A 21,463-nucleotide genomic window follows, 5' to 3' on the forward strand; every position below is an offset into this window, starting at 1 on the left:
AGTAATTCTGACAAACGTAATTGTTTTTCTTGTCTATTTAGTTTATTTTATCTACTATTGAATACGGAAAGCAAAAAGGAGGTATTTTTGATGGAACAGCAAAATTATTCACAACTTGTGCTGAATACTTGTTTAAAAGCCGGGAAAATCATGATGGAATCTGGCTCTGAGGTTTATCGTGTAGAAGATACAATGAAGCGAATTGCCTTAAATGCGGGGTTAAATGATATCCAGACTTACGTAACTGCTACTGGATTAGTGGTCGGATTTCCTTCAGAGCATACAAGCCAAGTTGCACAAGTAACCCAACAATCCATCAATTTAGAAAAAGTAACAGCTGTCAATTGGGGCTCAAGACAATTTGCAGACGGTGAACTTTCATTACCTGACTTCTATCATTATTTGATCGAAGTGGATCAAGATACGCCGGACTTTCCTTATTTATGGAAAATCATTGCTGCCGGAATTGTCAGCAGTACTTTGATGATCATTTTAAATGGGACGTGGTTCGACTTCATTCCAACATTTATAATTGGAATAATTGGCTTCTCTGTTCATACTCTTTTTGGTAAAAAATTAAAAATGAGTTTTTTAAATGATTTTATGGCAGCCTTAGTCATCGGCCTTTTGGCAATACTCGCGGTTTCTAATTCCTTTGCCAAAGATGTCAATAGCTTGATTATTGGTTCGATTATGCCCCTAGTTCCAGGATTAGCCATCACGAATGCATTTCGTGATATTATGGCAGGTCATCTCCTTAGTGGTGTTGCTCGTGGAACCGAAGCTTTATTTATTGCGGGAGCCATCGGCGGCGGCATCATTGTAGCGTTTAATTTCTTTTAGGAGGATGGGTTCTATGACATTTATAGTAAATTTCTTGTTCAGTATGTTTAGTACGATCGCCTTTAGCGTGATCACTAATATTCCTCGCCGCGCATTTTTATCTTGCGGCTTGACCGGAGCGGCTGGTTGGATGACCTTTTGGATCTTGCAAACGCATTTCCATCAAAATATTGGTACCGCCAATTTCTTAGGTGCTTTAATGATTGGATTGATCAGTATATTATTTTCTCGCAAAATGCAGATGCCCGTCATTGTTTTTAATGTTCCTAGTCTTGTCCCATTGGTTCCCGGTGGACCGGCTTATATGGCTGTTCGTTTTATGATGAATCAACAATTTACGGAATCAATGGAAAAAGTCGTCGTTGTTTTAGTTACTTCTGGCGCGATTGCTTTAGGCTTTATGTTTACGAACTTAATTGAACGCGCTCTGAAACGAACACGCTCAAGTTTCCAGCCAAAATAATCTAAAAATAGTTTAAGATTGATTTGATTTTAGAAAATTCCGTCTTTAGACCTATGCCATTTTTTCTTTTATCCCTTATACTTTATTTAGAAAGAAAAGGAGTTGACTGCGATGAGTGTCGTGCAATCTAGAAGATTATTAAATATTGTTTCTTTGATGGGAATAGCCGTCTCAATAAGTTTGACTATTTACTTCTATCATTTAGGAGTCTTTAAAGATGTTAATTCACTCCAGCAGCTTGTCGGCAGTTCACCAATTGCAGGCCCTTTGATTTTTATCTTGATCCAAATCATTCAAGTGGTGATTCCGATCATTCCTGGTGGTATTAGTTTAGCTGCCGGTGTATTGATTTTCGGCCCATACTGGGGTTTTGCTTATAATTATTTAGGTATTTGTATCGGTTCCCTGATCTTATTTTTGCTAGGTCGCCACTATGGCAAGCCCTTGATTACTCACTTAGTTAGTGATAAGGTTTATCAAAAGTATAATCATTGGCTGGATGACCAATCTCGTTTTGAAAAAATGTTTGCCTTAGCGATCTTTTTACCCGTTGCACCAGATGACGCACTTTGTTTGATGGCTAGTTTGACAAATATTTCTTTTAAAAAATATAGTGCTATCATCTTTTTAGCAAAACCAGCATCGATTTTTCTTTATAGTTGGGCTTTGTTACAAGGCGGCAGCTTCTTATCTCACTTACTCGTCCACTAATCAGTGGGCTTTTTTTATGTCTCAAATTGTTTCTAGGAGGTTTCATGTCAACTGTACGTATTCATTTTTCCACTTTTCTCCATTCGAATCTAGCTATTTTTTTTAGTTTAGCTTTTTTTAATCAAAGTTTGTATTTACTTTATCAACATGCTTTTAAATATAATAAGTTTTTCTGGTTATATTATTTAGGGCTGCCTGTTTTGATTGGCTTATCCGCTGTTGTCTTTACTTATTTACAATCTAGGAATCAAACACTTCGACACCCTTTTTCGTTAAAAGCTTTTGGACTACGTATCTTAATTATTGTTTTTCTATCGCCTATTTTATACTGGCGTTTTTATCAACTCTTTTTAATCTGGCGGGCTTTACCAGCCGAATGTTTATCTTTTATTTTCCTTTATCGTTGGAAAATTCTTCCGATCGTTATGATTTTGTATTTTGGACTGTTATATCTTGTTTATCGTTTGATTTTAGCAGCACTTTTTATTCAAGACGGTGCTACTTTAAAGACAGCTTTATTATTAAGCTGGAAAAAGACGATTCAACCCGTAAGACGCCAGTTATTACAATTTTTTGTTGTCCCAGCCTCTATTCTAGTAAGTCCTATTTTGTTGAAACTATGTTTTATTATTTTATCTCAATTATTGCATAACAATATTAGTGCTATTTTATTCTTGACCGCTTATCTCCTATTAAAAAATGGGATTCAGCTAGTATTTTTATTTTATTTAGCTTCTATTGGAAATAACTCTGTCAAATTGATACAGTTAAAATTTACGCATCTAAGTGTCCTTTTTTCTTTTCTGATTTGTTGCGGATGTTATTCTGTTTCTTCTTATCAGTTACTGGATCAACACAATGACACACAAGCATTGACCATTTCTCATCGTGGTGTTTCTGCAGATAATGCGCTGCAAAACTCACTGACAGCTCTGAAAAAAACGCATGCTGAAGAACAACCAGACTTTATCGAGATGGACATTCAAGAAACCTCCGATCATCATTTAGTAGTGATGCATGATGAAAATCTAAAAAAACTAGCGAACATCGATGCTCGTATCGACGAACTGTCTTGGGATGAGTTGAAACATCTGACGTTAAAAGAAAATGGCTATCAAGAATCTATTCCTTTATTCTCAGATTATTTAAAAACCGCTAATGAGATCCAGCAAAAATTATTGATCGAACTAAAAGTCTCAGCTAAAACTAAAAATACTATCGTCCAACAATTACTCCCTTTACGTTCTCAGCTTGAACAACATCAATTTCAAAGCATGGATCTTGAAACAGCTGAGAAAATCAAACAAGCCTTCCCCAAACAGCAGATAGGCTATATTTTACCATTTGATTTATTAGGCAGTCCGCGTAACTCATTAGACTTTGTTGCCATCGAGTCACGTACGGCATCTAACACGCTCATCCAGGCGCTCAAGCAGCAACAACAGAATGTTTATGTCTGGCCAGTGAACTCAGCAATCACTGCCTCAGCTTTTCGCTTGTACAACGCTGATGGTTTAATCAGTGATGATTTATCTGCTCTAAATAAAAAAAATACTTCGCTAACAAATAAACTTGTTTCTATCCTTTTATTGAATTAAAAAGCCTCAGACCGAATATTCGGTCTGAGGCTTTTTAGACATCCAACTAAAGAAATACTTCACATGCTTTTATAAAAAATCAGGCAGTACATTCAACTTGGATACAAGCTGAAATATCTTCATATTTAACAAGCAACCGATTTTGTAACTCAATGATCGCTGTACGATCTGTCGGCTCGCAATCAACCACATTGATCAATACGGTGTTATTGTACAGCTGCTCAACCACTCCTGTCACTTCTTTTTCGATTCCAATTGCTTTGCATTCATATGTAAGTCCAATTTCAACATTATCCATAATAGATCCCCCTTAATTTCTTCGTTTTTATAATAACACAATAATAAAAAAATGAAAACGTTTTGTGTGAGTTTTTTTGCTTTAAAATCAAGGATTTAATTTATAATTTTCTGACAATTCAGAAACGATAAATAAAAAAACAATTGTTATTTTTAATTATTTATTCATATTAAATTTATGAAAAACCAATTCTTTAATTATATCGTTTTTTCACTTTCTTATCGTAAACAGAAACGTATTTTTATTCATTATACTTTTGTAAGTACTCCTATATTTTTTATAAAATGATGACTACTAACAGCTAATATGTGAAATAAAGCACTAAAATAATTAAGATAATTTTTATATTTTACGATCTTTTTTCTAAATAACAATGAATTAACCTTTTAAAAATTAGTACCTAAATTAATTTATAAAACAAAAAAAGCGCTCAGATGAGCGCTTTTTAATATCGATTATAAACGATCGTTTAATTCTTTAGCTAAATCTTCAAATCCTGGTTTGCCAAGCAAAGCGAACATATTTTTCTTGTATGCTTCAACACCTGGTTGGTTGAAAGGATTTACGCCTAATAAGTATCCTGAGATACCTACAGCGATTTCGAAGAAGTACATCGCATAACCTAAAGTATATGCATCCATTGTAGGAATGTTTAATACAAAGTTAGGTACGCCTCCATCAGTATGAGCTAATAATGTACCTTGGTAAGCTTTAGAGTTTACGAAGTCTACATCTTTACCTTCTAAGTAGCCTAATCCATCTAAGTCAGATGATTGAGCTGGAATTTCAACTGATTTGCGAGGTTTTTCAACTTTCACGATTGTTTCAAAAATGTTGCGGCGACCTTCTTGGATGTATTGTCCAAATGAATGTAAGTCAGTTGAGAAGTTAGCACTTGATGGGTAGATACCTTTCAAGTCTTTACCTTCTGATTCGCCGTATAATTGTTTCCACCATTCATTGAAGTATTGCATACCTGGTTCATAGTTGACCAAAATTTCAGTCACTTTACCTTTACGGTATAAAATATTACGTAGAGCAGCGTATTGGTAAGCTTCATTTTCATCTAAATTATCGCTTGAATAAGCTTCACGAGCATCTGCTGCACCTTGCATCAAGGCATCGATATCTGCTCCACTAACTGCGATAGGCAATAGACCTACTGCTGTAAGAACTGAAAAACGTCCGCCAATATCATCAGGAATCACGAATGTTTCCCAGCCTGCTGCGTCTGCTTCGACTTTAACCGCTCCACGAGCTTTATCAGTTGTAGCATAGATACGTTTGTTTGCTTCTTCTTCACCATATTTATTGATCAATAATTCTTTGAAGACGCGGAATGCGATTGCTGGTTCTGTTGTTGTACCTGATTTAGAGATTACGTTAACAGAGAAATCACGGTCGCCGATAACTTCGATCAAGTCAGCAATATATGTTGAGCTGATTGAGTTTCCTGCAAAGAATACTTGTGGTGCTTTACGATCTTCTTTGTCCAATACATTGAAGAAACTTTGGTGTAAGAATTCGATTGCTGCACGAGCACCAAGGTATGAACCACCGATCCCGATAACTACTAATACTTCAGAATCAGATTGAATTTTTTCAGCTGCTTTTTTAATGCGAGCAAATTCATCTTTATCATAATCAACTGGTAGGTCGATCCATCCGCGGAAGTCGTTTCCTGCGCCAGTTCCTTCGTGTAATTCTTTGTGAGCTAGAGCTACTTCAGATTTGATGTAGTCCATTTCATGTTCGCTCACGAATGGTGCTACTTTCGAATAATCGAAATGAATGTGTGCCATTGTTTTTCCTCCTTGAAAGTCACTTCATACAACCTATACTTTACGTTTCTTTTACAAATTTTTCAAGTTAGAACATAAAAAAAATTAAACTAATCCTTGGGCAAGCATTGCTGCAGCAACTTTTTCGAACCCAGCAATATTTGCGCCAGCGGCAAAATTATCTTTTTCAGCATATTTTTCAGCGGTATCCCGACAAGTTTCATAGATATTTTTCATGATATCATCTAATTTTTCATCTACTTCTTCTTTCGTCCACGCCAAACGTTGTGAGTTTTGACTCATTTCTAATGCCGAAACAGCTACACCGCCAGCATTGGCTGCTTTACCAGGTCCATACAATACACCTTTTTCATGATAAAGATGAATCGCTTCTTTTGTACTAGGCATGTTCGCACCTTCAGCTACGATTTTTATACCATTATTGACTAAAATTTCGGCTTTATTTTGATCAATTTCATTTTGAGTTGCACATGGTAATGCAATATCAGCAGCTTGTTCAAGTTCCCATATAGAACCTTCATGGTATTCTGCTGATGGACGTTCTTTCGCATATTCAGTTAAACGAGCCCGTCGAACTTCTTTGATATCTTTCAATAAAGCTAAATCGATCCCTTCTTTATCATAGATATAACCATTTGAGTCTGAACAAGTAATTGCTGTCGCTCCTAATGCTTGGGCTTTTTCAATTGCATAGATAGCAACATTTCCGCTACCCGATACTAAAACTTTTTTACCTTCAAAAGAATCTTTACGATCTTCCAATAAATGTTTAACGAAATAGACTGCACCGTACCCAGTTGCTTCTGTACGACCTAAGCTTCCATTAAAGCCCAACGGTTTTCCTGTTAAAACACCGGCATCGTATTCCCGTAATCGTTTGTATTGGCCGAATAAGAAGCCGATTTCTCGACCACCAACACCAATATCACCAGCGGGGACATCTAAATTTGGACCGATGTGTTTTGATAGTTCAGTCATGAAGCTTTGACAAAAGCGCATGATCTCTGAATCTGATTTTTCTTTGGGATCAAAATCAGAACCACCCTTGCCGCCGCCAATCGGTAATCCAGTCAGACTATTTTTAAAGATCTGTTCGAAACCTAAAAATTTCAAAATGCTTAAATTCACACTTGGGTGGAAACGCAATCCACCTTTATAAGGACCGATTGCCGAATTAAATTGTACTCGGTAACCGCGATTTACTTGCCAATTGCCATTATCATCTTGCCAAGGTACACGAAATTGGAATAATCGCTCAGGTTCAATAAGAATCCCTAGGATATTTTTTTCGACATACTCTGGATGTTCTTCTAGAAAAGGAATGATTGTTGGTAAAAATTCATCCACCGCTTGTAAAAATTCTTCTTGATTCGGATCTTTAGCCACTAGCTCTTTTTGAATCTGCTCAACATATTTTTGTACTTCCATCAAATTCCTCCTCACATTTTGTACTCATAGTTTACATCATTTTCTAATAGAAGGGAAAAATTATTCATGCTAAACTTCAATTTGTAAGCTAATTGTTCGTAATTCCGCTTAAGATATTTAAAATGTAAGAAGAAATCTATTTATGAATGAGGTATTTATTATGACAAAAAAATTTGACGTGGTCGTTATTGGCGGCGGACCTTCAGGGATGATGGCTGCCATCACGGCCGCAATGAACGGTGCACAAGTTGCGCTATTTGAAAAAAACAAACGCTTAGGAAAAAAATTATTGATGACTGGCGGTGGTCGTTGCAACGTCACTAACAACCGACCAGTGGATGATCTTATTTTTCACATCCCAGGAAATGGTCGCTTTTTATATAGTACATTTTCACAATTTGACAATCAGGATGTCATGAATTTCTTTAGTGAACGCGGTGTCGCATTAAAAGAAGAAGACCATGGGCGTATCTTTCCTGTCTCAGATAAATCAGCAACGATCGTTAATACATTAAAAACTGAACTTGAAACCTTGAATGTCGCTTTGCATTTTAAAGAACCGGTTGAAAAAATTATTACTGATGGGGCAACGATCCAAGGTATCCGCACTTCCGAGGGAGATTATTCGGCTAAAAGTGTGGTGATCACTACTGGTGGGATCACTTATCCTTCTACTGGATCTCAAGGTGATGGTTATCGCTTTGCAAAAAGTGTGGGTCACCATGTCACTCCTTTATATCCGACGGAGTCTCCAATCTTTTTAACAGATGATTTCGTTGCAGCTAAAACGTTACAAGGACTTTCTCTCCAAGATGTGACTCTAGCTGTCATCGATGAAAAAAATAAAACCCTCGCAAGTCATGAAATGGATTTATTGTTCACTCACTTCGGCATTTCCGGTCCTGCTGCATTACGTTGTTCAAGTTTTGTCAATCAATTATTGCGCAAACAAGAGACAGTTACTTTGACCCTAGATTGTTTTCCTAGCCAATCACAACAGGAGTTACTAGAAACCATCCACGAACAGCTAAATGATTCTACAAAACAATTAAAAAATGCATTGAGTGGTTTGTTGCCTGAACGATTGTTACTCTTCTTCTTAGATCAAGTCGGTATCAGCGATTTAACTTATGCCCAAACATCCAAAGAACAACTAGCGGCTTATATCGCCTATTGTAAAAACTGGAAAATGACTGCCAATAAAACTTTTGGGTTAGAAAAATCATTTGTGACTGGCGGCGGTGTCGAGCTAAAGGAAGTCAATCCAAAAGATTTATCTAGCAAAAAAATCCCCGGCTTATTTTTCGCCGGGGAAGTCCTTGATGTAAATGGTTATACAGGCGGTTATAATATTACCACCGCTTTTTGTACCGGAAACGTTGCAGGTACTAATGCTGCTTACCATGCATTCGCCTAATTCGTAAGCTCTATAAATTGTCCTCGAGTCAATTCAACTATGGCATCGGGGGCAATTTCCATTTGGAGCCCTCTTTTTCCTGCAGAAATAGCGATCCGCTCAAAATTTTGAGCGGATACATCCACAAAGGTCGGAAATAATTTTTTCATCCCAATTGGTGAACAACCGCCTCGGATATATCCGGTCGTCGTTTCTAAGTTTCTGAGATGCAACATCTCTACTTTTTTATTGCCACTAGCTTTTGCTATTTTTTTCAAATCTAACTCATGATCACTAGGGATGACAGCAACAACTGGTCCTGTCTTATTTCCTACTGCCACAAGTGTTTTAAAAATACGGGCAGGTTCAATCATTACTTGTTCAGAGACATGGCCTGCACCTAAATCTTCTTCGCTCCAAGCATACTCATGTTCCACATAAGGAATTTTTTTTTGTTCTACTAATCGAATCGCGTTGGTCTTCTGTATCTTCTTCTTTGCCAAGCTGCACCCTCACTTCATTACTATTTTCTAAAGTCTAGCAAAAAAAAGCCTGTGAAACAAATGATCGTTTTATTTGGCCTTTTAAATCAAAAAGCCTACACTAAAATCAGTAAAGAAAGGAAGTCAACATCATGAAAAGAATCTCAAGAGGAAAGTTCGAAAAAATGCAAAAATTGTCAAATGACCATGGGGTCATTGCCGCGTTAGCGATCGATCAAAGAGGCTCTATGAAAAAAATGATGCAAACAGCCGTCGGCGAAGACCGATTCTCAATGGATCAAGTCTACGAATTTAAGGAATTAGTTTCGCAAGAATTAACCAAGCAGGTCAGTGCTATCTTGCTAGATGAACAATATGGTTTTAAAGGCATTGCCGCAAAAGATCAAACGTGCGGATTGATTTTATCCTATGAAAAAACAGGTTACGACGCCAATACACCTGGACGCTTACCCGAATTGCTACCAAATGAATCCCTCGATCGTTTGATTGCCAAAGGTGCCGATGCAGCAAAAGTATTGGTCTATTACAACCCGGATGATCCAAAAGAAATTTTAGAAGACAAACATGCTTTCCTAGAACGATTGGGAACAGAAGCCTTAGCTGCAGACATCCCGGTTTTTGTGGAGCCTATTGTGTACGATAATGAGATCACAGATGATCATTCGCCAGAATTTGCCGCTATCAAACCGCAAAAAGTCATCGATACAATCAAAGAATTTACGAAAGATAAATACCATATCGATGTATTAAAAGTTGAAGTCCCAGTCTTATTCAATTATGTAGAGGGTTATAATCATGCAGGTGAACCTGTCGTTTATACTTTAGAAGAAGCCGCTGCTTACTTCAAAGCGGCCGGCGAAGAAGCTACCCGCCCATTTATTTATTTAAGTGCTGGTGTTCCAGCAGACATATTCCGTGATGAGTTAAAATTCGCTGGCGAGCATGGAGCCAATTATTGCGGTATCCTTGGCGGTCGTGCTACTTGGCGTGATGGCGTTCAAGTGTACGCTGATAAAGGAAAAAAGGGCTTGATTGACTGGTTAGATACAAAAGGCCGTGAAAATATCGAGGAACTAAATGCGATTTTAGATCAATATGCAAAACCTTGGTATGCTATTTATGGCGGACTTGATAATATCGAAGTATTTGACATCGACGTGATGGAATAAAAAAAAGATGGCACAGAAGTTTATACCGCTTCTATGCCATCTTTTTATCTTAATTCATTAATAATCAAATTTAATTTCTCAGCTTCAATCTGCGCATCTGGATAGACATTTCCTTTTAGACAGCCATATGCCATACAAGAGCCATCTAAAGATCCGCAAACTTGTGATGTCTTACCGATTCTTCCTAATGAGACTGAGATGACTGGCAACGTAACAAATGTCTGAGCTTTCATCACGATCCCCATTTGACGTAAGACATCGGGTTCACTTTCTGGCTGTAAAACGATTTTAGCAATATCAGCGCCTAAATGTTCCATCAAATTTAAGCGGAATAGGATGACTGCATCTTCTGGTGTTTCATCAAAATTGTAATAACTTAAAATGACCCGCACATCTAAAGCTTGTAGCCATTTAATAAATGTTACAGATAGCTGATCGATGACCGAAACTTCGACATCAGCGAGATCGATTGCTCGAGTTGAGACGGCAAACTCATTTACGTGTCGGTATTGATTTAAATTGATCTCAAGCTGTCCGCCCGATTCTTTTGTTCGTAAATTGAAAATCAAAGGAATATTCCTGATTTCATCACGCAACGCTAGCAACGTGGTATTCAATTTGTCATCATCTAAAATATCATCATAATAATCCGCACGCCATTCGATTACTTCGGCATATTTTTTTGCTTCCGTTGCCTGTTCGATAATCTCATCAAAAGTTCTACCGGTCAGCGGTACACAAACTTTAGGTTTTCCTGCATCGAAGCGAGTCTCTCTCACTTGAATATCCATCATATACAGCCACTCATTTCCTTTATTTTTTTATCTCATAAAACAATACTTTCAAATAATTGCTTTCTTCAAAATCACTAGCTGGAAAATCTGCCGGCAAGCGATATGTTTCGACTAATCGATAGCGAACGTGTTTATTTTCCAATGCAGCTTCAATCGATTGTTGGAATTTCTTAACTGGCAGATTTGCGGCATTAGTCGACGCAATGATCATGCCCTCATTAGTTAAAATCTCAACACTATCTTCGATCAAGCGACCATAGTCTTTCGCAACAGAGAACGTTTTTTTCTTATTCCGAGCAAAACTTGGTGGATCTAAAATGATCAAATCGTAATTAAAGCCTTTTCTTTTAGCATAACGGAAGTATTCAAAAGTATCCATAACAACGATCTTTTGTTGATCTAACGGCAATCCATTCACTTGGAATTGTTCTTGTGTTTTTGGCAGACTGCGCTGCGCTAAATCTACACTTGTTGTTTCTGCGGCCCCACCGTATGCAGCAGCAACAGAAAAAGCTCCCGTATAGCTGAACATATTTAAAACTGTCTTACCAGCGGCAAGCCCTTCAGTTAATCTTCCACGAACTTCTTTTTGATCTAAGAAGATTCCCGTCATATAGCCTTCATCTAAGTATACAGCATATGAAACACCATTTTCTAGCACAAGCAATGGTTCTTGCGGCTTTTCTCCAGCCAACCATTGGCTCTCTTTTTGGTCACTCTTAAAACGAATTTTTTCGACTGTTCCTTTAGCTTGTGGAAAAGCTGCTAATAAACTATTGACGACACTGTCTTTCAAATGATAAATCGTTTCGTTATACCATGAAATAACTAAATAGTCTGCATAATAGTCTACAGTCACTCCACCTAGACCATCGCCTTCTCCATTGAAGAGACGAAACGCAGTGGTTGATTCATCAACAAAAAAAGGTTGGCGTTTTTGAATCGCTTGGTCAAATTTTTCAATCAAAAATTCATCATCGATTGATCGATTCGATTGGTCAATCACCCAACCGAAGCCTTTGTTTTGTTTTCCTAGATAGCCAGTCGCTACATATTGCTGTTTATTATCAACGAAGGTCACCCATTCCATCGGAACAGTGGCTAATTTTTTCTTTAAATCCTCTACTTGAATCAAAGGGTTTCCTTGTCTGATCCGTTTGACTCCGTAGTTATTTAATTCTATTTTCACATTCATCCCTGCTTTCTTTTTTATTATAGCAAAAAATTATCTCAGTTTTCGCTTATAAAGTTTTCTTTAAGGCGGAAACAGCAACTTTTAATAAGAATTGACGAGGTTGCTCTAACCAGTTAAACTGTTATTAAGTGAACATACCGTTTTTTTACGGCAGAAAGGAAGTTACAATTGAAAAAACTAAAAGCTCCTGGATTTTTGAATAAGCGGCTTGGCTTTTACGCCTTACTGACATTCTTACTGTGGGCAAAGAGCATATTTGCTTATCTCTTTGAATTCAATTTGGGCATCGAAAGTCTCACACAGTACTTTATCCTATTCATTAACCCGATCGCATCGACAATGTTTTTACTGTCGATTGCTTTGTATGTACGTCGCGCAAAAGCATCTTATCGAACGATGCTAGTCATTTATGGATTAGCCAGTATCCTGCTTTTTTCAAACGTCGTTTACTACCGAGAATTTACTGACTTTATTACAGTCAATACTTTCTTAGGGGCTGGTAAAGTTGCTAGCGGTTTAGGGGAAAGTGCCATTCGTCTATTCCGGCCATATGATCTTTTATATGTAATTGATCTAGTAATCTTACCAATTTTATTATGGCGTAAGGGAATCAAGGAAGAAGAACGTCCTGTTCGCGCCCGGATGGCTTTTGCCATGACTGCTCTTTCTGTATTAGTTTTCTCAGGAAACCTATTTTTAGCAGAAGCAGATCGTCCCGAACTATTGACTCGTACCTTTTCACGCGATTACTTGATAAAATATCTTGGGGTTAATGCTTTTACTGTTTATGATGGCATCCAAACCTATAAAACCAATCAGGTTCGAGCCGAAGCTAGTCCCAATGATTTAAAAGAAGTAGAGTCTTATGTCAAAGAACATTACGCTGCGCCAAACAGTGATTATTACGGCATTGCTAAAGGACGCAATGTTATCACGATTCATTTAGAAAGCTTGCAGCAATTTGTGATCGACTACAAATTGAAGGATGAAAACGGTCAGGAACATGAAGTAACTCCGTTCTTGAACAGCATCTTTCATAGCAATAGTACATTCTCATTCGATAACTTTTTCCATCAAGTAAAAGCAGGAAAAACTTCAGATGCAGAAACATTAATGGAAAATTCATTGTTTGGTTTGAACCAAGGGTCATTGTTCTCACAATTAGGCGGTAAAAATACGTTCCAAGCGGCACCAGATATCTTGAAACAAACGGGTGGTTATACAAGTGCTGCCTTCCACGGGAATTCTGGAAACTTCTGGAACCGGACAGAAACCTATAAAAATCTAGGATATGATTACTTCTTTGATTCATCCTATTATGATGTCAACGACGAAAATTCATTCCAATACGGATTGCATGACAAACCGTTCTTCCAACAATCTGTTCAATACTTAGAACGTTTGCAGCAACCATTTTATTCAAAATTTATTGCTGTTTCAAATCACTACCCCTATAGTGAATTCAAAAATGATGAAGCTGGATTCCCTCGTGCAACGACTAGCGATGAAACAATCAATGGGTATTTTGCCACAGCGAACTATCTAGATAAGGCGGTTGAAGAATTCTTCAACTACTTGAAAGCTTCTGGTTTGTATGACAATTCGATCATCGTCATGTACGGCGATCATTATGGAATTTCAAATTCAAGAAATCCTGAATTAGCAAGTTTGCTTGGCAAATCAAAAGATACGTGGTCAAATTATGACAATGCTCAAATGCAACGTGTTCCTTACATGGTTCACATTCCTGGTCAAGATAAAGGCGGTATCAACCATACGTATGGTGGTGAAGTAGATGCTTTACCAACACTCTTGCATTTACTAGGTGTTGATACTAGTAAATATATTCAATTAGGGCAAGATTTACTATCTGAAGACCATGATCAAATCGTTGCATTCCGAGATGGTGATTACGTTACACCAAATTATACGTATTACAGCAGCAATTTATATGACAATTCAACTGGATTACCGGTAACAGATCCAAGTGAAGAATTACAAAAACAAGCAGATACTTGGAAACAAGCAGTCTCCACACAGTTGAGTACTTCCGATAATATTAACAATGGTGATTTATTACGGTTCTATTCTGCGAGTGGTTTAGAACCAGTCGATGCTACTCAATTTGATTACAAAGACGGTCTCAAGAAATTGCAACAAGTTGAGAACAAGCTTGATGATAAATCAACAAGCATCTACGATCAAAATGGTAAGAAAACGACCCAAAGTTTGTATAAGACAGAGACATATAAACAATACCAAGAAAAAGCACAACAATAATTATCAAGAAGCCCTCTTCTCATATTCGAGAAAAGGGCTTTTTTTCTTATATTTATTCCGATAGAATTCATATTTCTTTCAAACTAAGATTTTATACTCTTTATAAGAGGTGGAATTTATGGGATTTTTATCAACTACAATGTCGACAATCAAACAGCACCGTATCCGATTTTCAATTTCTTTAGGGATTTGTTGGCTCGCTCTTTTTTCTTTAACTACTCTAGGTATCTTGAAAGTAGCGATGAGTCATTTGAATACCTCTACTCCGATCAAATTATTTTCAAGTGCTGAAATCGATCAATTACAACAGTATTTCTCAAACGGATTGATTGCTTGCAGTATCTTTTTAATTGTCTCTCTGTTCCTCTTTTTCATTCTGCGTTTCAGACGTTGGAAAAATCAAGATCGTACAAGTGATACGATGATTTATGAAGCAGGGCTAGAATGTTTTTTAAGTTTATTGCTCGCTACAATATTTTTAATTTTATTATTTGCTCTTTTTGAACCAACTTACGAAATAGTATTACAAAATATTTACCATAAAGGCCTTGATCAAATCAGTGATCTTCCCAATTTTGTGATCAGCAATGGAACAAACGGGATCGTCTACTCTACTCGCTCTTCCCTTTCGTTTGATTTTTCATCAGCAACACTGTTAGATATGTTTTTCAAATCGCTCTTCCGATCGATTCTCTATATTCTCTTAAACTTAGTTGTTTTAACTGCTGGATTCAAAACAATAAATTTATTGAAAAAAAAGCGTAATGTTCGTTAAACACGAACATTACGCTTTTTATTTTCTTTTTTACACTTATTTTTATTGAAAGTCGATTATTTATTATATACAATCAAAAAGTATTCGGTTTTAACCAATATAATGAACTTATTCTTAAGGAGCGTTTATAAAAAATGGAGAAATTCTTTAAATTGAAAGAACAAGGCACGACCGTTTCAACTGAAGTGATGGCAGGAATCACAACATTCTTTGCTATGAGTTATATTTTGTTCGTTAATCCAACGATTTTATCTGCATCAGGGATGCCGTTCCAAGCAGTCTTTTTGGCAACGATCATCTCTTCAGTCATTGGAACTTTAGTTATGGGATTATTTGCTAATGTTCCCTATGCACAAGCTCCTGGTATGGGATTAAATGCTTTTTTCACTTATACAGTTGTCTTTGGTTTAGGTTATTCATGGCAGCAAGCTCTCGCTATGGTCTTCATTTGTGGAATCATAAATATTTTGATCACAGTTACAAAAATTCGTAAATTGATTATTCACGCGATCCCTGAAAGTATGCAGCATGCAATTGGTGGCGGGATTGGGATCTTTGTTGCTTATGTTGGGATCAAAAATGCAGGACTGCTTTCTTTCAGTGCTGACTCTTCAGCTATCACCAATAGTGTCGTTGAAGGCGGAAAAGCAACGGGTGTTTCGATCAACAGCGGTATCGTTCCTGCTTTAGCTAATTTCAATAATGCCCCCATCTTATTAGCTGTTATTGGATTAGTTTTAACAACGATTTTAGTTGTCAAAAATGTTCGTGGTGCGATTTTGATCGGTATTATCGTTACAACGGCTCTAGGAATTCCTATGGGAGTGGTGCAACTAGGAGCGGTGGATTTCCACGCGAATTCATTAGGAAGCTCAATCAATGAATTGGGAACTACTTTCGGTGCAGCTTTTGGTGCACAAGGAATGGGCTCGCTATTTTCTGATTCATCAAAACTTCCGCAAGTCTTAATGACGATTTTAGCATTCAGCTTATCAGACACATTTGACACTATCGGAACATTCATCGGAACAGGTCGTCGAACAGGTATTTTCTCTAAAGAAGATGAAAAAGCGCTGGACAATGATTCACGTGGTTTTAAAACAAAAATGGATAAAGCCTTATTTGCAGATGCTATCGCTACTTCGATCGGTGCTATTTTCGGTACATCCAATACAACAACGTATGTTGAATCAGCTGCTGGTATCGGTGCTGGTGGACGAACAGGTTTAACTTCTGTTGTGGTTGCTATTCTATTTGCACTAAGTAGCTTCTTCTCACCATTAATTTCGATCGTTCCTGCCCAAGCAACTGCTCCAGCACTTATCTTAGTCGGCGTGATGATGTTAGCTTCATTTGCCGATATCAATTGGTTGGATCTAGAAGAAGCCGTCCCAGCATTTTTTGCCAGCATCTTTATGGGGCTTTGCTACAGTATCTCTTATGGGATTGCCGCTGGTTTCATTTTCTACACGATCGTTAAAGTGATCAAAGGAAAAACCAAAGAAATCTCACCGATTTTATGGATCGTTGATATTCTTTTCATTCTGAATTTTATAATTCTAGCCATTTTATAAACAAAAGAAAAAAGCGTAAAGCCAAATGGTTTTACGCTTTTTCTATTTCTTCAGGTTTATTGGGGAAAACAACAGTAAAGGTTGTTCCATGTTCGAGTTCACTTGTTACACTGATCGTTCCTTTATGCAGTCGAACCAATTCTTGGACAATCGAAAGCCCTAAACCAGATTCACCATATTTTGTATTCTTACGTGACGGATCTGCTTTGTAATAGCGATCCCAAATATTTTTGACCTGCTCCTCACTCATTCCGATTCCTGTATCTGAAATAGTGATTTGTGTTCCTTGCTCGATCGTCGAAATCCCAATAGAAATCGTTCCATTTTGAGTAAATTGGATCGCATTTTGAGTCAAGTTGACCATGACTTGGACAAACCGATCATAATCAGCATAAACATCAACTGCCTCTTCTGTCGTTAAAAGCAATTGATCATTAGACGCCTGAGCCTTCCCTTGCAGTTGAGAAACAAGCGTTGCTAGAGCCTCAGTCGCATTGAACTTCTGTAAAATGATACTGATTTGGTTCGTTCGGATTTTTTCGTAATCTAGATTCTCGTTGACCAAGCGAATCAAACGTGACGTTTCATTTTGCATCAATTTGATTGCTTTTTCTTTTTGGTTTTCTGGAATCGCATTGTATTCCATTCCTTCTAAAAGCCCATTGATCGTGGTCAACGGTGTCCGCATCTCATGAGATGCATCTGCCATAAATTGTTTTCGTCGCTCTTCTTGCCGCTCGATTTCTTCTTGCGACGCTTTCAACGAAACGGTCATTTGATTAAAATCATCTGCTAAATCATCAAATTCATCTCGGTTACGGTTAGGGACAATCACATCAAAGTTCCCTGCTGCTACTTCTTTCGTTGCGGAACGCATCCGATTGATTCGTTTCACTTGTTGAGTCGCAAAGAAGTAACTTACAATGATCGCAAGAATCGAAGCAATGATAAAGGCTTTAAACAGATCCGCTACGATTGAATTGACACTGTTTTCGACATTGGTCGCTGGCTGACTAACTAAAAGAACGCCATAAAATTCATTGTTGGCCACAAAAGGCACCATTGCATAAGATGTTGTTTGATTTTCACCATGAATATTTTTAGCGCTAGTTTCCTTTTGACGCTGTCCAGCTTTTAGTGCCGCCCATTGTTTATTCGTCACTAGATGTTCACTGATCTGTTGTCCGTCATCACTTGAAGGATAAGATACTTTTTTATCGCTATCAATAAAAACAAACCGCACACTTTGTTGATCCAAACTACGTTCAGTCACTAAAATTGAAAAACGAAAGACATCCGTATAAGAACTACCCTCAAATTGTGGACTGCTGCTCAATGCGTTTTGATTTTTTTCCATTGCTTCGGCATAATCGAACAAATTCTTATAATTATTGTCTTCAATCGTTTTTCGAGTAAACTGCGTGAATGAAATCCCTAAAGTCAAAAGTATCAACAAGATCAATCCGCCAAAAGCTAAGAGTTGTTGATAGAGGTATTTCATTGACCAACCTCATTGTCGTCAAATTTGTAGCCGACCCCCCAAACAGTTTGGATCACTTGTGGGCCCACCTTTTCAATCTTTTGGCGTAGCTTTTTAATATGGGCATCTACAGTTCGTTCATCACCAAAATATTGGTAATCCCACACTAATTCTAATAATTGTTCTCGCGTAAAGACTTGACGCGGTTTTTTAGCCATCGTATACAACAAATCAAATTCTTTTGGTGTTAAACCATCGATTGATTTTTCATTTAAATAGGCTTCACGTGTTTTCAAATTCATTTTGAAGTGATCGGTATGAATGTCAAAAGTTCCGCTTGCGTCTTCTGAATCTTGTTGCGCGTCACTAGCTAACTCACTGCGGCGATGCAACGCCTTGATTCGCGCAATCAACGTTAGCGGTGAAAAAGGTTTCGTTACATAATCATCGGCCCCCATCTCAAGACCAATTACTTGATCACTCTCTGAATCTCTAGCAGTCAACATAATGATTGGGACTGTCTTAGAAATTTTACGGATTTCCCGGCCAACTTCCATGCCATCCATGTTTGGTAAATTTAAATCTAGTGTGATCATATCCCATTTTTCTGGAGCGGCTTTGAAGGCTTCTAGCCCCTCTTTTCCATCGTACTTAAATTCAGCTTCCCATCCTTCATTTAGGAAAAACATCTGCATCATTTCCGAAACAGATTCATTATCTTCGATCATTAAAATATTCATTGTTCAACCCCCTGGTATCATTTGGTGCTCTTTTCCAAGTATACTCTATTTTATTTTAATCAACCATTACCTTACCTGTATCTTCATTAACAATTTGTTTTTTCTTCAATTTTTACAGTACAATTCGACAAAATCTTCATGTTTAAGCATTAATTCAATGGACGACTAGTCTAGCTTTGCTTTGCTTTTTTTCATTTTAAATGGTATACTTTCTTCTGCAACAAATTATTAAATAAGGGGCTGTTACGGATTCGACAGGCATAGTTCGAGCTTGAATTGCGCTTCGTAGGTTACGTCTACGTAAAAACGTTACAGTTAAATATAACTGCTAAAAACAACAATAACTCTTACGCTTTAGCTGCCTAAAAACAGTTAGCGTAGATCCTCTCGGTATCGCCCATGTGCTCGAGTAAGGGTCCTATTCTAAGTGGGATACGTTTCAACTTTCCGTCTGTAAGTTGAAAAAGAGCTCATCAGACTAGCGATGTTCGCGGCCAGTCATGCGGCAGAGAACAAAGCGAAACTTAAATAGTATGACTATGAGCGTAGATTTTTAGGTGGTCGATATGTTTGGACGCGGGTTCGACTCCCGCCAGCTCCATTAATTGATTTTCTATAGTTTTCAGGTAGTTTTTAAACGGTTGAAATCCTTTTTGAATAAGGGTTTTGATCGTTTTTTATTTTCTATCAATTTCACTTAAAAATATATATTGGCATTCAAAATGGCATTCACTTAGTATCTTCTTAGAGAGGATTCGTTTTTTCGATTTAGTGGCTTCTATTACTCGTCAATATGCTATACTTCATAATGGATTATTAACGAAAGGAGAGTCTTATGATTACATTAATCGTCCCCTGTTTTAACGAAGAAGAAGCTATCCCAATTTATTTTGAAGAAATGGAGAAAGTAAAAAAAGAAGTTAATCATGATTTCGAGTACATTTTTATTAATGATGGTTCAAAGGATAGAACATTGGATATCCTACGTAAATTAGCAGCTCAATATAATTTTGTTCGCTATATTTCTTTTTCACGTAACTTTGGAAAAGAGGCGGCTTTGTATGCCGGATTACAAGCATCTCAAGGAGAGTTAGTCACGGTAATGGATGTAGACCTTCAAGACCCACCTGAGCTGTTGCCACAGATGATCGATATGATTGAAACATCTGATATTGACTGCGTTGGCACGCGGCGTGCTGATCGCAAAGGTGAACCTCCAATACGTAGCTTTTTCGCAAAAAGATTCTATCAATTAATCAACCATATTAGCGATACTGAAATGGTAGATGGCGCTCGTGATTATCGTTTAATGACTCGCCAGATGGTAGATTCAATTCTTGAATTAACAGAGTATAATCGTTTTTCAAAAGGTTTGTTTAGTTGGGTTGGTTTTAAAACAGAGTATCTTTCATTTGAAAACCGTGAACGGTCAGCCGGAGAAACATCGTGGTCCTTCTGGAAATTATTTAATTACTCCATTGATGGCATCATCAATTTTTCTGATGCACCATTGAATATTTCTTCATTTATCGGTGCCTTCTCTTGTGTAGCTTCTGGAATTGCAATGATTTTTATTATTATTAGAGCTCTTATTTTTGGAGATCCTACTGCAGGCTGGCCATCACTAGTCACGATTATTCTTTTTATCGGTGGTACGCAACTACTAGCGTTAGGGATCATTGGGAAATATATTGGAAAGATATTTTTAGAAACAAAAAAACGCCCTATATATATAGTCAAAGAAACTGAAAATAAGGAGTTACTATGAAACCGAAATTAAAAGTTGCGATACCAATTATTTTTCTTGCAGTCAATTTTTTATTTGTAATTCTTAGTTTTAAATCTTCACCTTTTTCAAATGTACTTAACGAGCATGACTCTACGATGTTTATGTATTTTGGAAAAGCTATGAATAACGGAATGACTCCATACGTTGATATGTTTGATCATAAAGGAATTGTCCTTTTTTGGATTCAACAGATAGGTGTGTCTATTGGGTTTGGAAATTTTTCAACTGGCATATGGATAATCGAAATATTATTTTACTTAGTAACATTAGTTTTTCTTTATAAAACTTGTATGGCTATCACAGAAAATAAAATTGCTAGTAGTTTTTCAATTATGCTGCTTACAGGAGCTATGGTAATTCCTTTTAGTGGAGGAAATTATTCGGAAGAGTTTGCATTGTCCTTTATCGCAGTTGCCGGATATTTATTTACAAAGATATTAGTGCATGAAAAACAAAGTAAATTGTCGTTAGTTTTAATTGGAATTACTGGCGCATTAACTTTTTTTATACGATCTAACATGGTTGCGCTTTGGTTAGTTTTTTGTATTTATTTTATTTTTGAGAGCTTTCGAGAAAAGAACTTCAAACTTCTTTTTGAAAGAGCTTTGTAAATATTCATTGGTGG

19 protein-coding genes and 1 other RNA gene are annotated in these 21,463 nt (G+C 37.1%); 12 read left to right on the forward strand and 8 right to left on the reverse strand.

What is annotated here, in order from left to right; translation table 11 throughout:
- Positions 1-90: 90 nt before the first annotated feature.
- From ACQKTA_RS04385 to ACQKTA_RS04400, 4 genes are all read left to right on the forward strand, one after another.
- The gene (locus ACQKTA_RS04385; protein WP_332581499.1) at positions 91-843 is read left to right on the forward strand and encodes a threonine/serine exporter family protein; all 753 of its coding nucleotides are present in this window, start codon (positions 91-93) and stop codon (positions 841-843) included.
- Positions 844-856: 13 nt separating this feature from the next.
- The gene (locus ACQKTA_RS04390; RefSeq protein WP_332581500.1) at positions 857-1,306 is read left to right on the forward strand and encodes a threonine/serine exporter family protein; all 450 of its coding nucleotides are present in this window, start codon (positions 857-859) and stop codon (positions 1,304-1,306) included.
- 111 nt (positions 1,307-1,417) lie between these two features.
- Positions 1,418-2,017: a TVP38/TMEM64 family protein gene (locus tag ACQKTA_RS04395; RefSeq protein WP_407856362.1), complete on the forward strand. Its 600-nt coding sequence runs from the start codon at positions 1,418-1,420 to the stop codon at positions 2,015-2,017.
- Positions 2,018-2,061: 44 nt separating this feature from the next.
- Positions 2,062-3,615, forward strand: coding sequence for a glycerophosphodiester phosphodiesterase family protein (locus ACQKTA_RS04400; protein ID WP_427814331.1), 1,554 nt, complete (start codon positions 2,062-2,064; stop codon positions 3,613-3,615).
- 79 nt (positions 3,616-3,694) lie between these two features.
- Here ACQKTA_RS04400 and ACQKTA_RS04405 read toward each other — a convergent pair whose 3' ends face one another.
- The 3 genes from ACQKTA_RS04405 to gdhA all read right to left on the reverse strand — a co-directional run bounded on the left by ACQKTA_RS04405 (position 3,695) and on the right by gdhA (position 7,143).
- Positions 3,695-3,913: a hypothetical protein gene (locus ACQKTA_RS04405; protein WP_427814332.1), complete on the reverse strand. Its 219-nt coding sequence runs from the start codon at positions 3,911-3,913 to the stop codon at positions 3,695-3,697.
- Positions 3,914-4,368: 455 nt separating this feature from the next.
- On the reverse strand, positions 4,369-5,715 hold the full coding sequence (locus tag ACQKTA_RS04410) for a glucose-6-phosphate isomerase (RefSeq protein WP_427814333.1): 1,347 nt from the start codon (positions 5,713-5,715) through the stop codon (positions 4,369-4,371).
- Positions 5,716-5,799: 84 nt separating this feature from the next.
- Positions 5,800-7,143, reverse strand: a complete 1,344-nt coding sequence (gdhA, locus tag ACQKTA_RS04415; RefSeq protein ID WP_427814334.1) for an NADP-specific glutamate dehydrogenase — start codon at positions 7,141-7,143, stop codon at positions 5,800-5,802.
- Positions 7,144-7,303: 160 nt separating this feature from the next.
- On the opposite strand from gdhA, the gene ACQKTA_RS04420 reads away from it, so the two are divergent.
- Positions 7,304-8,560 carry an NAD(P)/FAD-dependent oxidoreductase gene (locus ACQKTA_RS04420; protein WP_427814335.1) on the forward strand — a complete coding sequence of 419 codons (1,257 nt, stop codon included), beginning with the start codon at positions 7,304-7,306 and terminating at the stop codon, positions 8,558-8,560.
- Here the strand turns inward: ACQKTA_RS04420 and ybaK are convergent.
- Positions 8,557-9,042, reverse strand: coding sequence for a Cys-tRNA(Pro) deacylase (gene ybaK, locus ACQKTA_RS04425; protein WP_427814336.1), 486 nt, complete (start codon positions 9,040-9,042; stop codon positions 8,557-8,559). The two genes, ACQKTA_RS04420 and ybaK, sit on opposite strands and share 4 nt — an antisense overlap.
- Before the next feature lie 131 nt (positions 9,043-9,173).
- On the opposite strand from ybaK, the gene ACQKTA_RS04430 reads away from it, so the two are divergent.
- Complete coding sequence (locus ACQKTA_RS04430) at positions 9,174-10,211, forward strand: tagatose 1,6-diphosphate aldolase (protein ID WP_427814337.1); 1,038 nt, start codon at positions 9,174-9,176, stop codon at positions 10,209-10,211.
- 44 nt (positions 10,212-10,255) lie between these two features.
- Here the strand turns inward: ACQKTA_RS04430 and ACQKTA_RS04435 are convergent, their stop codons facing one another.
- Complete coding sequence (locus tag ACQKTA_RS04435) at positions 10,256-11,005, reverse strand: type I 3-dehydroquinate dehydratase (protein ID WP_427814338.1); 750 nt, start codon at positions 11,003-11,005, stop codon at positions 10,256-10,258.
- Positions 11,006-11,024: 19 nt separating this feature from the next.
- Positions 11,025-12,194, reverse strand: coding sequence for a class I SAM-dependent rRNA methyltransferase (locus ACQKTA_RS04440; protein ID WP_427814506.1), 1,170 nt, complete (start codon positions 12,192-12,194; stop codon positions 11,025-11,027).
- Positions 12,195-12,368: 174 nt separating this feature from the next.
- Here ACQKTA_RS04440 and ACQKTA_RS04445 point away from each other — a divergent pair, with 174 nt between their 5' ends.
- From ACQKTA_RS04445 to ACQKTA_RS04455, 3 genes are all read left to right on the forward strand, one after another.
- Positions 12,369-14,480: an LTA synthase family protein gene (locus tag ACQKTA_RS04445; protein ID WP_427814339.1), complete on the forward strand. Its 2,112-nt coding sequence runs from the start codon at positions 12,369-12,371 to the stop codon at positions 14,478-14,480.
- A 118-nt stretch (positions 14,481-14,598) separates the two neighbouring features.
- Positions 14,599-15,255: a hypothetical protein gene (locus ACQKTA_RS04450; protein WP_427814340.1), complete on the forward strand. Its 657-nt coding sequence runs from the start codon at positions 14,599-14,601 to the stop codon at positions 15,253-15,255.
- Between the two features lie 134 nt (positions 15,256-15,389).
- Entirely contained in the window at positions 15,390-16,829 is a 1,440-nt protein-coding gene (locus ACQKTA_RS04455; protein ID WP_427814341.1) for an NCS2 family permease, read from the forward strand.
- 31 nt (positions 16,830-16,860) lie between these two features.
- On the opposite strand, the gene ACQKTA_RS04460 is transcribed toward ACQKTA_RS04455, so the two are convergent.
- Together ACQKTA_RS04460 and ACQKTA_RS04465 are read right to left on the reverse strand one after the other, a co-directional pair.
- Positions 16,861-18,330: an ATP-binding protein gene (locus ACQKTA_RS04460; RefSeq protein ID WP_427814342.1), complete on the reverse strand. Its 1,470-nt coding sequence runs from the start codon at positions 18,328-18,330 to the stop codon at positions 16,861-16,863.
- Complete coding sequence (locus tag ACQKTA_RS04465; protein ID WP_427814343.1) at positions 18,327-19,049, reverse strand: winged helix-turn-helix domain-containing protein; 723 nt, start codon at positions 19,047-19,049, stop codon at positions 18,327-18,329. The genes ACQKTA_RS04460 and ACQKTA_RS04465 overlap by 4 nt, the downstream gene beginning before the upstream one ends.
- Positions 19,050-19,285: 236 nt before the next feature.
- On the opposite strand from ACQKTA_RS04465, the gene ssrA reads away from it, so the two are divergent.
- The 3 genes from ssrA (at position 19,286) to ACQKTA_RS04480 (ending at position 21,449) form a co-directional block, all read left to right on the forward strand.
- Positions 19,286-19,653, forward strand: a transfer-messenger RNA (tmRNA) gene (gene ssrA / locus ACQKTA_RS04470).
- Between the two features lie 231 nt (positions 19,654-19,884).
- Positions 19,885-20,817 (forward strand): glycosyltransferase family 2 protein, encoded by a 933-nt coding sequence (locus ACQKTA_RS04475; protein WP_427814344.1) that lies wholly within the window; start codon positions 19,885-19,887, stop codon positions 20,815-20,817.
- Positions 20,814-21,449, forward strand: a complete 636-nt coding sequence (locus tag ACQKTA_RS04480; protein WP_427814345.1) for a glycosyltransferase family 39 protein — start codon at positions 20,814-20,816, stop codon at positions 21,447-21,449. The genes ACQKTA_RS04475 and ACQKTA_RS04480 overlap by 4 nt, the downstream gene beginning before the upstream one ends.
- Positions 21,450-21,463 lie beyond the last annotated feature (14 nt).

Source organism: Enterococcus sp. 22-H-5-01, from assembly GCF_050310005.1.
Lineage (GTDB): Bacteria > Bacillota > Bacilli > Lactobacillales > Enterococcaceae > Enterococcus_A > Enterococcus_A hailinensis.

Coding starts and splice junctions, on each gene's coding strand:
- ACQKTA_RS04435 (WP_427814338.1), bottom strand. CDS start 11,005: ATGATGGATATTCAAGTGAGAGAGACTCGCTTCGATGCAGGAAAACCT.
- ACQKTA_RS04450 (WP_427814340.1), top strand. CDS start 14,599: ATGGGATTTTTATCAACTACAATGTCGACAATCAAACAGCACCGTATC.
- ACQKTA_RS04480 (WP_427814345.1), top strand. CDS start 20,814: ATGAAACCGAAATTAAAAGTTGCGATACCAATTATTTTTCTTGCAGTC.
- ACQKTA_RS04400 (WP_427814331.1), top strand. CDS start 2,062: ATGTCAACTGTACGTATTCATTTTTCCACTTTTCTCCATTCGAATCTA.
- ACQKTA_RS04410 (WP_427814333.1), bottom strand. CDS start 5,715: ATGGCACACATTCATTTCGATTATTCGAAAGTAGCACCATTCGTGAGC.
- ACQKTA_RS04390 (WP_332581500.1), top strand. CDS start 857: ATGACATTTATAGTAAATTTCTTGTTCAGTATGTTTAGTACGATCGCC.
- ACQKTA_RS04385 (WP_332581499.1), top strand. CDS start 91: ATGGAACAGCAAAATTATTCACAACTTGTGCTGAATACTTGTTTAAAA.
- ACQKTA_RS04460 (WP_427814342.1), bottom strand. CDS start 18,330: ATGAAATACCTCTATCAACAACTCTTAGCTTTTGGCGGATTGATCTTG.
- ACQKTA_RS04405 (WP_427814332.1), bottom strand. CDS start 3,913: ATGGATAATGTTGAAATTGGACTTACATATGAATGCAAAGCAATTGGA.
- ACQKTA_RS04430 (WP_427814337.1), top strand. CDS start 9,174: ATGAAAAGAATCTCAAGAGGAAAGTTCGAAAAAATGCAAAAATTGTCA.
- ACQKTA_RS04420 (WP_427814335.1), top strand. CDS start 7,304: ATGACAAAAAAATTTGACGTGGTCGTTATTGGCGGCGGACCTTCAGGG.
- gdhA (WP_427814334.1), bottom strand. CDS start 7,143: ATGGAAGTACAAAAATATGTTGAGCAGATTCAAAAAGAGCTAGTGGCT.
- ACQKTA_RS04395 (WP_407856362.1), top strand. CDS start 1,418: ATGAGTGTCGTGCAATCTAGAAGATTATTAAATATTGTTTCTTTGATG.
- ACQKTA_RS04465 (WP_427814343.1), bottom strand. CDS start 19,049: ATGAATATTTTAATGATCGAAGATAATGAATCTGTTTCGGAAATGATG.
- ACQKTA_RS04455 (WP_427814341.1), top strand. CDS start 15,390: ATGGAGAAATTCTTTAAATTGAAAGAACAAGGCACGACCGTTTCAACT.
- ACQKTA_RS04475 (WP_427814344.1), top strand. CDS start 19,885: ATGATTACATTAATCGTCCCCTGTTTTAACGAAGAAGAAGCTATCCCA.